Here is a 15,529-nt window from a genome sequence, read left to right as displayed (position 1 = left end):
TTGGTACATAAGGGCTGGTTGGAAGTGAAGCATAATTATGAAAACTTATTTAGTTGTTGCCGATATTAGGCGCGATTATTCATTATGCCGGGTCGGAAATAGAACACCCTCTGGATTCGGCCATGAAATATCTCTCTAAAAATGCGTTGAAGCTTACTCAAAGAAAATCCAATAAAAAACAATACGTTGGAGGGTATTTTCGAGAGGCTTAATACTTAAAGTTCAGTGTATAAAATCGCCTTAAATTACCAAACCTCCTTTATTATTTTTATTTCTTAAGAAAATTTTAGGTATTCTATCCTCGCTTTTTCCTCTGTTTTGAAGCATTTTAGCAATTCCAAATACATTGCGTCCAAGGAAAATATCAGACAACTCGACAGCTATATTCAAAGAATCGTTCATAGCTGCAACTAATCTGACAGCTAATATAGAATTACCCCCCAATTGAAAAAAATCATCAAATATCCCCACACGCTCTAACTTTAGATGTTGACTCAATAACTGGCATATTTTCACTTCCAGAATATTACTTGGTGCCACATAACTACATTCGTCATTGCGATCTGGTTCTGGTAACAAAGAATAGTTTACTTTTCCATTGATAGTAAGAGGTATGGAATCAAGAAAGGTATATGTGGTTGGTACCATATATTCTGGTAAAGTATAAGATAATTTTTCTTTAATTTTTATTTTACTCCAAACATAAACGTTAGAACATACTAAATAGGCAGATAAATACTTATTATCGCCTTCTCCTCTAATAACAACAACACTTTTTAAAACCCCTTCTAATGCTGTTATTATAGCTTCAATTTCTTTTAATTCAATACGGAAACCTCTTAACTGTATTTGCCGATCATTACGACCAAGGTACTCAATATTTCCATCATTCAAATAACAAGCTATATCACCTGTGCGATACATTATCTCATCAGTCGATGAAAATGGATTACGTATAAATCTTTCTTGTGTTAATCTTGGCCTATTTAAATATCCACGAGCTACTCCAGGCCCAGCGATATATATCTCTCCTTTCACACCGGTCGGAACAGGTCTAAGGTAAGTATCCAATATATAAATACATAGATCTTTCAAACGTTTTCCTATTAATTTACAAGAAGATTTTATATCGGACATCTGAATGATATGATAAGTTGCATGCACAGTAATTTCAGTAATTCCATACATATTGACGAATTGTGTTTTAGGTGAAGAAGGTTCAAAATACCACCCAGAAAGCATTGATGGAGATAATTCTTCTCCACCAAAAATAACATATCTTAAATCATTCGGTAATCTTCTTTTTCCCTGCTCATCAATAAAAAGTTCAAAAGCACTAGGAGTTTGATTTAAAATAGTAATTCTCTTTCTACAAACCAATTCATAAAATTCCTTCGTGTCTTTAACGGACTGTTCTGGAACAATAACCAGCTTTCCTCCATAAAGCAAAGCTCCCCATATTTCCCAAACAGAGAAATCAAATGCATAGGAATGAAAAAGGCACCATATATCCTTTTCGTTAAATTTATAAATAGAATCAGTTGACTGAAACAATCTCACTACCTGAACATGCTCGACCATCACTCCTTTGGGCTTGCCTGTTGAGCCGGAGGTATAGATAACATAAGCTAAGTGCTTTTCACATACTCTTGTTACATTAGGATCCGGATTATCTTCACTGAAATTATCCCACTTATCTTGCCATGTGAAAAGTTCCAGTTCTGGCAACTCATTAGGCTTATACCCTTCCAACCGCCGGTGACCTACCTTATCGGTAAGCAGTAGTATTGGCGAAGCATCCTCCAGCTGTTGAAACAGACGCTGTGCCGGGCTACCAGGATCTAGAGGCAAATAGGCGCCACCTGCTTTCAGAACAGCCAACAGACAAATAACCATTGCTGGGCTACGTTTGATACAAAGGGCAACCAGAGAATCAGGTATAACACCCATCTCAATAAGACAATGAGCCAGTTGATTAGACTGACGATTTAAAGTCTCATAGGTAAGCACCGTCTCATTATAGACAAGTGCTATTGCATCAGGGTGACGTATCACCTGATCTTCAAATAATTGGTGCAGACAGAGATTATTTGGATAACATTTTTCTGCTTGATTCCACGTTTCCAGTAAAAGTTTTCGTTCCTCTTCTCCAATCATATTATATGTAAAAACAGGGAGATAGATACCTTCTACCATAGATTGCAATATGCTTAACAGATATATGCGAAATCTCTCGATTGTATCAACATCAAAAACAGCACAAGCATATCGAATTTGCCCAGTAATTATTCCATGTTCATTCTCACTGAAAATAAACTCTAAGTCTGTTTTCACTCTATTTAAAAAAATTTCTTTCGTATGTACCCTGAATCCAGGAAATTCGTGTTTAACATTCTCTTCCCATGAAAACATAACTTGATATAAAGGCGTGTAAGCCATACTACGCGGCGGGTTAACAATTTCCACAACCTTCTCAAACGGTAACTCTTGATTATCCTGCGCTTCAAGTACAGTCTGTTTCACGCGAGCAAGCAATGTTGCTCCATCAGGCTCATCCGAGAGATCAATCCGCAGTACTAACGTATTAACAAAGAAACCAATTAACGGTTCTAATTCATACCTACCACGATTAGCAACTGGAATTGCAACAATGACATCATCAAGACCCGACAAACGGGCAAGAACAATGGCTATGGCTGAAAGCAAAGTAGTGGATAATGTTGTCTCATAGCATTGACTTAATTGTTTTAATTGCAAAGAAAGTAATGCCCCAACTTCAATAGGTAAGGCGGAACCCATAAAGTTCTGTTGTTCTACCCTCGGCCTGTCAATTGGCAATGGCAACAATGGAATAACACCAGAGAGCTTTTCTTGCCAATACATTGCATACATTTTAAGATATTCATCGGTTAACCACTGTGATTGCCAGAGTGCATAGTCGATATACTGAATATCTAATTCCGGCAATTGTGCCTCCAAACCATTACATTCTGCTTGATATAATATATTAAGTTCATTTAGCAGAATATTGACAGACCAGCCATCGAATATAATATGATGAAAAGTTAATAGAAGATAATTCTCTTCACTATCCATCCGGTATAAATGCCCTCTAAACAATGGACCTTGATCCATATCGAATAATTGACAAGCTTCAAACTGAAACAGTTTATTCAATCGCTGCTTAGATATATTTCTTTGGTCACTAAGATTACTCTCAGTAAACGGTATGCAAGAGTCAGCGGGTAATAACTGGATGTAAGGTTCTCCATTTTCTACGGAAAAGGTTGCCCGTAATACTTCGTGACGTTCGAAAAGCTTACCTAATGTAATACGTAGGGCCTCAATATTAACCCAACTACATATTTCTAAAAGTAAAGGAACATTATAAGAATATTCCTTCGGGTCCATTTGCATTAAAAACCACAACCTCCGCTGAGAAGCGGATAAAGGTAATTTATTTACGCGAGGAAAGCGTACTACAGGAGGCAGTTTCACTAACACATCTTCTTGCCCCTGTAATTTGACCAACATATCTGCTTGATCAGCCAAAGTACGATGCTTATAAAGACGTTCAAGAGTCGAAGAAATACAAAATAACTGATTAATTCTATTAAGCAATCGTACAGCAAGTAACGAATGTCCTCCAATTTCAAAAAAATCCTCTTGCCGTCCAATTTGAGCCACATCTAAAAGCTCTGACCAAAGTAACGATAAACGCTGTTCAACCTCACCTTTCGGTTCCTCAAAAGTGATAAAGCGCACAGCCTCTATATCCGGTTTAGGCAAAGCTTGCCGGTTGATTTTTCCATTCGAAGTCAACGGAAATGATTCCAGCAACACATAGGCAGAAGGCAACATATAGTCTGGCAATGTTTGTGAGAGAAAATTACGCAACATCCTATTTAATAAATTTTTCCCCATTTTCTTCTGTTCTTTTATAGGAATAAAATAGGCAACTAACCGTTTATCACCTACTATATCTTCCCTGAGCACAACAACACTATCACTGATATCAGAATGTTGATTCAGTCGTTTTTCAATTTCTCCAAGTTCAATCCGGTAACCTCGTAATTTTATTTGTTGATCATTGCGGCCAACATATTCAATTCGACCATCTGGAAGATAGCGCGCAAGATCTCCACTACGATACATACGTGCACCTAATATGGGACTAAAAGGATCCACCATAAAACGCTCTATGGTCAGTTTAATATTTTTAAGGTAACCTCTTGCCACCCCAACGCCACCAATATAAATTTCCCCGACACAACCCAGTGGTACTGGTTCCCTGTATTCATTCAATAAATAAATACGTGCATTGGCTACCGGACGGCCAATGTGAACAACATGATCATTGTGACCAAGCTCACCAGAGGTCACTAATACCGTGGTTTCTGTCGGACCATAACTATTAATCAACGTTAATTGAGATGGAAGCGATATAAGAGGGAACGTAAAACGATCTCCCCCAATTAGCAAATAACGTAAATGATGATTTAATTTACCCTCCTCAATCGCCAAAGTTGCAATTGGGCTAACTAAAAAGGTGATATCCAATGCTTGATTGTTCAACCATTCAAGCAAAACAGGTACATTGTTGGCAAGCTGACTGGGTGCAAGCACCAACGTTCCACCGCAGGATAATGCTGGCCATATATCACCAGCACTAGCATCAAAAGATAGACTTGTCGTCATAGCACTACGGCTACCTAAACCCAATCGAAATCGAAAAATATGCCAGTGGACAATATTAACAATTTGATCATGCTCAACCATCACCCCTTTCGGTTTCCCTGTTGAGCCCGAAGTATAAATAACATAAGCTAAATGCTTCTCACATACCTTGGTTATATAAGGATCTGGGTTATCTTCACTAAAATTCCCCTCCTCATTTTCCATCACAGAAAACTCCAGCTCTGGCAACTCCTCAGGCTTATACCTTTCCAACCGCCGATGACCTACCTTATCGGTAAGCAGTAGTATTGGCGAAGCATCCATTAACTGTTGACATAGACGCTGCTGTGGACTGCCAAGCTCCATAGGCAGGTAAGCTCCCCCGGCTTTCAAAATACCCAACAGGGAAATGATCATTGCCGGGCTGCGTTCAACACAAAGTGCAACCAAAGAATCAGGAGTCACCCCCATCTGGATAAGACGATGAGCCAACTGGTTAGCCCGACGGTTTAGAGTGTCATAAGTCAGCTCAATTTCACCATGAACAAGTGCTATTGCAGTAGGATAACGAATTACCTGTTCTTCAAATAATTGATGCAAACAAAGATTATTTGGATAATACTCTTCTACATGATTCCAATTTTCCAGTAAAAGTTTTCTCTCTTCAACAACCATGAAATCTATTTTATTTATAGATTGAAATAGATTCTCTTTTTCAACAATAGTATTCAATATTAACAAAATAGAATCACACATATAATTCTTTTTATAAAGAAAAATATCATCATACAAATATCTAAACTCACCGGTATCTGTATTTATCTGAAAAATTAAACATCCTCCTTTTATTATACTTTCATTCAGACCTGTGCACAGATCATCATGATAGCTATTGATACTAAGCGAGTGATTCGTCACATACTGAATAATTACTCCCCAATGAATTGGATTAAGTTCTGGTTTTCTTATAAAAATATCATAAGGGAAGCTTCCTTTTTCTAATAAGTCACTAATTCCTTCATTAAATTTCTTCATGACATCAAAAAAACAAAAATTCTCATTAATAGTTAAATTGACAGGAATAATAGATGACACTATTTTACTTAAAAAGATATCTTGAGACGCAACAGAACAATCATTTATTATTCCTAATTGTATATCATGCTGCCCAGACATTCGATACAAATAAACAATAATAGAAGAAACTATAAGATTAATTTTATCCTGAAAGTTAAATTCATTAAGAAAATCAGTATTATTCCAATCAGAAGTAGAATATTTAGCTTTATATAAATCAATATTCTTACCAAGCAATGGAAAATCTAATCTGTTAAAATTAATCAGTTTTTCAATCCAAAATTCTTCACTCGCAGAAAATTCTCTCAAAAGTTTATTTAATTCTTTCAAGTCCTGTATATCAGGTAAGAGTAAGACATTCCCTATTTCAGGAAAAAACTCCGATGCACTTAACTTATTGCCAAAATTATCTCTAAAATTATTAATTATTACATCATAATCGCTGGTCGCGACAACCATACCGCTTTCATTAATATTGAGTACTGTTCCCGGAGAACAAAGAGAAAGCTGAGTAGTTACCAGAAGTTCAGATATATATACTATGTCATTATTCAATAACATTTTAGGCGTAGTAATAGGATTATAATTATCCTCGCCAAAATTCATCGATCTAACTAAAGCTGATAATTCTTTTGCCTTTAAATTCCAGAGCAGAAAACCACATGATACTGGTTTAAAATCCTTAGCATAATAGGTTCTTTCTGCCTTATTCTGAGCTATCAACTCTAATGTATTATTTAAAAGCTTATCCAATAAAATACTAAACCCTTCTATTGCAGCCTGAAAACATTTTAAATTCAAAGAAAAAGTTGTATCATCCTTTACTTCATTTACAACTATTCTTACTGCTATATCCCCCCTATCAATAACCTCATCAACTCTATGCCAAGTTATTCCATGCTGCTTTTCACCATTTAGAACAGCCCATGCGGTAGAATAAGAGCCCGCATAACGGGGCAAAAGTGCATCATGGTAATTAAATACCCCATGTAGAAACTTTTCTATCAAAGATAAAGGCAGCAATATCGGATTAATAATTGAAAACAACCAAGAGCATGGCTCTATAGACACTAAATCATCTAACTCATCTATTGTGGTAAAACATCTAATCCCACATTCAAAAGCCCATGTAGATAAAAGATTATCACCGGTAATAACTGCCTTTATCTCAACATTTCGACGTAATAACTGTTCTGCACATTCTATCACCATAGAAGTGTTGCCTATCAAAACACATGAGGCCCGCCCCGAGCAATTCATATTATTCTTCCTTTTATCAAATAATTAAAATAAAATTGGCTATGAAGAAGAGTCAGTTTTTCCCTGTCATTAAAAACAAACACCAGAAATTTAAAAATATAAACATGATTAAAATTATTTTTTAATCTCTTCATCCTTCAGTATTTCTTCTATCTCCTCTTTTAAATTATCGGATAATATCTTTGCTAACTTATATACCGTCAAATTATCAAATATTGATTTCATGGGAATTTTTACACCTAATTCATCATATATTTTCGATATCATTCTCATTGCTGATATAGAATTTCCACCAGACTCAAAAAATGTCATATGGATATTTTCCGGTTCTCTTGCTAATATATCGCTCCAAATATTATAAAGATATTGTTCTATATAATTCAATGGTTGTTGTTGCGGTTCATGCTCTATAGCAACATAATGCTCAGTATCAAATAAAGTTTTATCTAGTTTTCCATTGCTTGTTCTAGGTATTTCCTGACAAAATATAATATCTATCGGTAATATTCTGTAAGAAATAAAATCACGAATGTCTCTATTTATTCTATCTAAAAAAACATCACTATCTTTTCCATTAACATCAGACAAAATAATATATGCTGATATTCTACCACTCTTTTTTCTATAAAACGCGGATATCGAATCAATATACTCCAAAGATAAGAAGGCACTTTCTATTTCTGTTATACTTACTCTATATCCACGAATTTTAATTAATTCATCTTTTCTACCTATAAACTCTATATTACCATCATATCTACAAATACCATAATCACCAGTGCAATAAAACTTTTCACCATTAAATAGATTACGTTTACCCTCTATGAGTTTAGCACTCTGAATTTTTCCCCCACCGAAATAACCCAATGCTAAAGAGCGACCAGATACACATATTTCACCCACAGCTCCTACAGGGAGAAGCTCATAATCTCTATTAACAATAGCAACCGCTGTATTATCTATCGGTTTCCCTATAAGTACTTCCTTATCCTTAATATTATTATCTAATTCATAAAAACATACATCCGACATATTTTCTGTCGAACCATAAAGATTAACAAAAGACATTTTTGGAAATAGATTAATGGCTTTATTAGCAATATCCATACGGAATTTCTCACCACTTATAAACCAATAGGAGAGTTTTTTAAATCCATCCAATACATATTTTGGCATCCGTATAATCTCACCCAACATCGTAGGTGTTGTAATGATTGATTGTATATTCTTATTCACTAAGAATTCCGAGAAATCATCAAGAGACTGATAATAATTTACATTAATTAAATGAAGTTCAACACCATGTAACAATGGAGCAAAAAGTTCCCATACGGCTCTAATAAATGAAAAATCAGTTATATGGCATGCATTTCTGTTTTTTAACACTGGAAAACGTCTATTCATCCATGTGATCCTGTTTATGACAGACTCGTGCGTTCCCATAACTCCCTTAGGTTCCGCTGTAGTACCTGATGTATAAATTATATGAGAACATTTTGAAAACATATTTTTACTTTCATATTCATACGCATCAAAGTTTCTGCAATAGGAAGAGAAGACCTTATCAATATCTAATTTATTAAGATTTAAATTAAACTTATGCAATTCATCTAATTCATTTTCTTTAGAAATAAAAACTTTTGGCCTTGAGTCTTCTATAATATATTTAATACGTTGAATCGGGGTATTAGCATCAATAGGAATATATGACGCGCCACTTTTTAATACAGCCAAAATACTTATCACAAAATCTATGGATTTCTCCATGTAAATAGCTACTCTATCATCTTTAGCTATCCCAATTTTCATTAGGTTACTTGAGAGAAAGTTAGCTTTAGTGTTTAACTCAACGTAACTTATGGAAGTTTGTCCACAAACAATTGCTTTCTTCTCTGGTGTCTTATACACCTGTTTTTCAAAGAGCTCATGAATACCTATATCTACTTCATGAATATAACTTTTCCCATAAATTATAGCTAGTCGATTTTTATGATCTTTTTCAGAAAACATCGTTAACTGCCGGTATGATGTATCACTGCTAAAGTATGACATTTTAATCAATAACTCATACATCCCTACGAGCATATCCTTAACATAGACTTCATCAATAACATCGGCGAAATACTTTATTCTTATTTCCAGTTCCTCCTCAGGAACTATTTGTAACGTTATTTTATAATTAGTTTCCATATAACTATGGAGACCTTTGATTGATAGTGCCTCTTCAATCTGTTCATTTCGTTCATCTACCGGGTAATTCTCATACACCAGCAGACTCTCAAACAACCCCTGCTCTCCCGAGACCTCACTCAACCGCCGGATCTCACTCAGCCCCAGATAACCGTATTCCGTGTACGCCGCCTGCCGGCTATGCCGGGCCCGCAACCAGGTATCCAGACCGACCCCCTCACCAAACTCCATCCTCACCGGCACCGTCTGGATTAACAATCCCACCATCCCCTCCACCCCGGCCACCTCCGCCGGACGACCCGATACCGTCAGACCAAACACCACCGTCTCCTCGCCGCTGTAACTGTGCAGCAGATACCCCCACGCACACTGCAACAGCGTACTCATCGTCGTCTGACTCCGCCGCGCCACCTGCTGCAACCGCGCCGTCTCCGCCCGTGATAACACCCGCCTGACCGTGTGCCTCCTCCCCGCCGTCTCCGCCCCTCCCCGCGATACCCGCTCCACATGCAACGACGTCGGCCCTTCCACCCCCGATAACTCCGTTCGCCAAAAGGCTCGTGCCCGTTCCCTGTCCTGCCTGCCCAGCCAGGCAATATACTCCTTATACGCCACCGGTAACGGCAGCGCTGCCGTCTCCCCTTCCCGGTACAACCGCTGTATCTCCTGCCACAGCAGCGGACCGCTCCACCCGTCCAGCAACATATGATGGCATGTCCACAACAGCCGGTAACGCCCGCCGCCACACACCCTTAATCCTATCCGCATCAGCGGCGCTGCCGTCACATCCAATCCCCGTGCCCGGTCCTCTCGGCGCCACGCCTCACTCGCCACCGCCTGCTCCGCCTCCGTCAGCCCCGACCAGTCCGCCTCCGACCATGGCAACCTCACCGTCACCGGGGAACGCACCATCTGCACCAGGCCCCCCTCACTGTCCGCCACAAATTGCGTGCGCAACACCGCATGCCGCTGCACCACCGTTTCCCAGGCCCACCGTAACCGCGCAATATCCGGCGACCCCTCCAGGACCACCAATGTCTGACACAGATACACACCCCCGCTCTCCCCCGACAGCTGGTCGTGATACAACATCCCCGCCTGCATCGGCGTCGCCGGATAGAGGTCCTCTAACCCCGGGTACTGCTGCTCCCAGGCCGACAACTGCGACTCTGACACCCGCACCAGCGGAAAATCCGCCGGCGTATACCCCCCATGCCCGACCGCCACGCAGTGCGCCGTCACCGCCTGCAACCCCTGTTCTATCGCCTCACCCAGCCCCACCATCGTGACCCGCTCGTACTCCCGCCGGCTGTAATCCAGCACCAGATGCAGACGGCCCCCGGCCACCCAGCCGTTCAACCCTAACCGGTGATGCCGTTCATGCTGCCCGCTCACCGGCTCACCCGTTTCACCCGGCACCGGCGTAAACAGGCCCCCTTCGCCCCCATCAAACTGACCCAGGTAGTTAAACACCACTGCCGGCCCGCCCGCCGCTTCCGCCGCCGCCAGTGCCGGGTCGCCGGCCAGATAACGCAAAATACCGTACCCTATCCCATGATGCGGCACCCCCCGACACGTTTCCTTCACCTGCCGGATTAACCCCGCCAGCCCCCCGGCGGCCGTCAGCGACAGCCTCACCGGGTACACCGACGTAAACCACCCCAGCGTGCCACTGGTATCCAGCTCATCAAACAACAGCTCCCGCCCATGACCTTCCAGCCAGACCCACAACTCGCCCTGACCGCTCCAGCGCCAGAACCCCTGCAACACCCCGGCCAGTAACAACTCATCAACCCGGGTTCGGTAGGCCGCTCCCGCCGTCTGCAATAACTGCCCGGTCTCCGCCTCCGTCAGGCGGATAACCACTTCCTCGCTGTCCGCCTGTAACGACACCCCCGCCCCGGGATAATCCACCGCCAGCCCGTCTCCCGTGGCCGACAGCTGCGCCTGCCAGTACTCCCGTTCCGCCTGCAATGCCTCACTCCCGGCATACGCCTGCAAACGCGCCAGCCACTGCGCATAACTACTGGTTTTCGGTGCCAGCCTGACCGCCTCGCCCGCCACTATCTGACGATACCCCACCGCCATATCATCCAGCACAATACGCCACGACACCCCGTCCACTATCAGGTGATGCATCACCAGCAGCAACGTGCCCCCGCCGTCCTCTTCATCAAAGTACACCACCCGCAACAGCGGCCCCTTTTCCAGCGACAGACTCCGCTGCGCGGCCCGGGCCGCCAGCACCTGCCCCTCGCCCGAGAACCGCCGGTGCTGAATACTCGCCGCCACCTGTAAGGCCAACGGCGTTTCATCATACTGCCCAAACCAGCGTCCCCCCGCCCCCCGCCGGTAACGCAGCCGCAACCCGTCATGACGTTCATACAGCGCCGTTACCAGCTGCACCAGCCGGGGCAGACTGAAATCCGCCGGCACACTGACCCGCAGCGACTGGTTATAGTGGTGACAGTCAGCCGGCGTTTCATCGAAGAAGCGCTGCTGGACCGGATGCAGCCCAACCTCCCCCCGCAGGGCCGCCTGCGACACCGCCGTAACCGCCCCCAGATGCGCCGCCAGTCCCCGCACCGTCTTGTGTTCAAACAACTGGCGCACACTGACCGCCAGCCCGGCCCGTACCGCCCGCGAGGTCACCTGAATCGCCAGAATGGAGTCCCCGCCCAGCGTAAAGAAGTTATCGTTCACCCCGACCTGCGGCAGATGCAGGGCCGCCTGCCAGATATCACACAACAGGCGTTCGGCTTCACTGACCGGCGCAACATACCCCGCCGGCTCCTGCGGCAGCGGCGCCGGCACCGGCAGCGCCTGCCAGTCCAGTTTGCCGCTGGGCATCAGGGGCAGGGCCGGCAGCAGCGCCCAGCCGGCGGGGTGCATATAGTCGGGCAGCCGGGTAGTCAGGGTGTGATGACCGCGTGTCAACAAGGCCGGACCGGACTGGTCGTCAGGCTCGGCCACCAGATAAGCCGCCAGCCGTTTTTCACCGGGATGGTCTTCACGCAGCTGAACCACGGCATCGGCCACACCGGGCACCGTACGCAGGAGCGATTCAATTTCACCCGGCTCGATACGGAACCCCCGTAATTTAATCTGGCTGTCCAGCCGGCCAAGATAGGCCAGTGTCCCGTCCGCTAACCAGCGCACCCGGTCACCGGTACGATAAAGCCGGGTCAATCCCTCAGCCCGTTCTGACTCTGTCGCAAACGGGTTCGGCACAAACCGTTCCGCCGTCAATGCCGGCTGATTCAGGTAACCTCGCGCCAGCCCCACCCCGCCAAGATACAACTCGCCAGGGACACCGACCGGACACAGCATTCCTCCAGGTGACAGGACTAATAAGCGTGTATTACTGATCGCTCGCCCTATCGGAATTACCGAAAGCGACGAATTTACATCATCAAAGTAACTCACATCTATCGATGCTTCTGTCGGGCCATACAGATTATGCAACCGAGTTCCCGGATGTTTTATTTGCTCATACGCTTTAACTTGCTCCCGTGTTAACGCTTCACCGCTACAAAATATCTGCTTAACCGTCTCCGGGAGTGTTAATTTCATACTTTGCAGCGCATGGCAGAATCCCGACAGCATGGTCGGTACGAAATGCAGGGTCGTGATTTTATTTTCCACTAACTGCCGATAAATTTGCTCCGGCTCTTTATGACTTCCCGGCTCTGCCATCACGATAGCCCCTCCCGTCCAGTTCGCCCAGAGCAATTCCCATACTGAAACATCAAACGTATACGGGGTTTTTTGCAACACTCGGTCATGACTATCCAGCGGATAGTGCTCCTGCATCCAGTGAATACGATTCAGAACACCTGCATGAGGCACCATTACCCCCTTCGGTCGCCCGGTGGTGCCCGAGGTGTAAATCACATACGCCAGATCTTCACCGCCACTTCTCCTGACCGGGTTCTCCTCCGCATACCCGGATACCGCCTCCTCATCATCCACCACCAATAATCCCGGCGGCTGCGCCATCCCCGCTATCACCCCTTCCAGCTGCGAACGGCAGGCCCCCTGCGTCAAGACCAACCGCGACCCCGTATCTGCCAGCATCCACGCCACCCGCTCTGCCGGATATTCCGGGGACAGCGGCACATACGCCCCGCCCGCCTTCAATATCGCCAGCATACCCGTTACCATCTCCAGACCCCGCTCAACATACAGCCCTATCAGCGTATCCGCTACCAACGCCCCGCCGGTCTCCTTTGCATACCTGCACCTCAGCGCATGCGCCAGCCGGTTCGACCGCGCATTCAACGCCCGGTAACTCAGCGCCGTTTCCCGGTAAATCAACGCCACCTGCTCCGGCGTCCGTGCCACTTGTGCCTCAAATTGTTCTTGCAAACTTTGCATTAAAAAATCTTTACAACTATCTTCACAAAAAGAAATATCAAACTGTCGATTCATTTCCTCTAAAGGCATAAATGAAATTTTATCTACTGGCTTATTTAAATCCAAAATGATGTCTTCAATAATACATCTGAATACTGATGCCATACTTTTTATCATCGATACATTGAAAATATCGATATCAAATTCCCAACTTATCTCAATGTTTTTTTCATTGGGGAAAAGAATTAAACTTAAATCAAACCTAGTATTATTAGTCGCAAAATCTCTATACCTCGTTTCTAAATCTGATAACTTAATCTTTCCCTTATCATGATTATGAAAAATGAACATAATCTGAAATACCGGGTTATAACTCAGTGATCTTACAGGATTCAATTTCTCTACTAGTAAATCAAACGGATAATCCTGATACGTATAGGCATTGAGTGCCATTACCTTTGTCTGTTCCAGCAGTTCACTGAAACGAGGATTTCCAGACAGATCGGTCCTTAATACCAACGTGTTGACAAACAGACCTACCAGATTTTCCAACTCTACCAGCTCCCTTCCCGCAACAGGAGTTCCCATCACAATATCTGTTTCGTTGCTGTAGCGGGAAAGCAAGACAGCAAAGGCCGTCTGCAATGTCATAAACAGAGTGACTCCTTGCGCCTGGCTCAAACAGTTTAGCTTCGCTGTCAACTCCTCGTTCAGCGTCTGACGGTGAACTGCTCCACGGAACCTCTGTTCTACTGATCGAGGATGATCCAACGGCAGACTGTGCACCGCCGGTAACCCTTTTAACTGTTCCAACCAATACCATTCAGCTTCTTTTAAACTACCATTCTGAAGCTGATCCCGCTGCCAATGAGAATAGTCTCTATACTGTAGTGCTAACGGCATCAGAGGATACGGTGCTCCCTTCAGACCCGCTTCATAAAGCAAGTTCAATTCATGACTGATAATCCCCAATGACCACCCATCTGCCGCAATGTGATGTACCATCAACAATAACAGATGCTCTTGCTCTGAACACCGAAACAATGTGGCACGCAGCATCAGATCCAAAGAAAGATCAAATGCTTTCCTTGCTTCTGTTACCAGAATGTTTTCCACTTTTACCTCATCCAACCCAGCAATATCGATTACTGGCACCTCAAATTGCGAAGGAACTAATACTACCTGTAATATCTCCCCATCTATCTCCTGATAGACTGTACGCAAGCTTTCATGGCGTTCAACAATTTTCTTCAAAGCTTCACAGAGAACAACGGCCTGGAGTTTACCAATAATAGAAAAACATAAGTGAATATTATAGTTAGTGTTTTTTGTTTCCATTTTATCCAGAAACCACAACCTACGTTGCGAAAAAGAAACTAAATTATTGTCATATTTTTGAGTTATTATTTTTCTTTTTCCCGAATTACGTTGTTTAATTTTCCGCAGAAGTTGTCTGCCTTTTTCTTGACTTAAATTATTTATCTTATCCATAAATTCACCTATAAAGTTTTTATATGAACCTGTTATATTTATACTAAAAATAAAAAACGAATAAGCTTTTTAATAAATGAGTAATTAGACGACAACACTCTAAATCAAAAAATATAAAAAACTAAGGCAATTCCACTAACATATTAAGTATTTAATGTTAAAATTATAACCCATTTATCATAGCGGTAGAATTTTATTCTTATTAAAACCCTACTCTAAATAACTTTTCAAAATAGTAAATCACTTTGAGGGAACTCAATCCGGTTTGAGCGATCTGATCAATCACCAATAAAGAAAAAAACCACCCAACCGGACTGAGTGATGCCAATCATAGCACCTATACCCCGAAATGAACGTCGCCTGATGCAAAAAGTTGTTCATCAAACGCAGGATAAAAACCACGCCAGGAGGTTAATGGCGATGTTAATGTTACATCGTGGCGATTCTGTCACTCAGGTGGCTAAAACGCTTTGTGCGG

Annotated in this window: 2 protein-coding genes and 1 pseudogene; 1 reads left to right on the top strand and 2 read right to left on the bottom strand. The window is 43.0% G+C overall.

What is annotated here, in order from left to right; translation table 11 throughout:
* Window positions 1-240: 240 nt before the first annotated feature.
* Complete coding sequence (locus PTE_RS16955; RefSeq protein ID WP_165577096.1) at window positions 241-6,966, bottom strand: non-ribosomal peptide synthetase; 6,726 nt, start codon at window positions 6,964-6,966, stop codon at window positions 241-243.
* Window positions 6,967-7,128: 162 nt separating this feature from the next.
* On the bottom strand, window positions 7,129-15,051 hold the full coding sequence (locus tag PTE_RS16950) for a non-ribosomal peptide synthetase (RefSeq protein WP_036849073.1): 7,923 nt from the start codon (window positions 15,049-15,051) through the stop codon (window positions 7,129-7,131).
* 321 nt (window positions 15,052-15,372) lie between these two features.
* On the opposite strand from PTE_RS16950, the pseudogene PTE_RS25195 reads away from it, so the two are divergent.
* Window positions 15,373-15,529, top strand: a pseudogene (locus tag PTE_RS25195) (IS630 family transposase); the annotation flags it as partial.

The sequence above is a fragment of the Photorhabdus khanii NC19 genome, assembly GCF_000517265.1.
Lineage (GTDB): Bacteria > Pseudomonadota > Gammaproteobacteria > Enterobacterales > Enterobacteriaceae > Photorhabdus > Photorhabdus khanii.
Note: the sequence above shows the minus strand (reverse complement) of the source record. Positions and strands in the feature narration are given on the sequence as shown.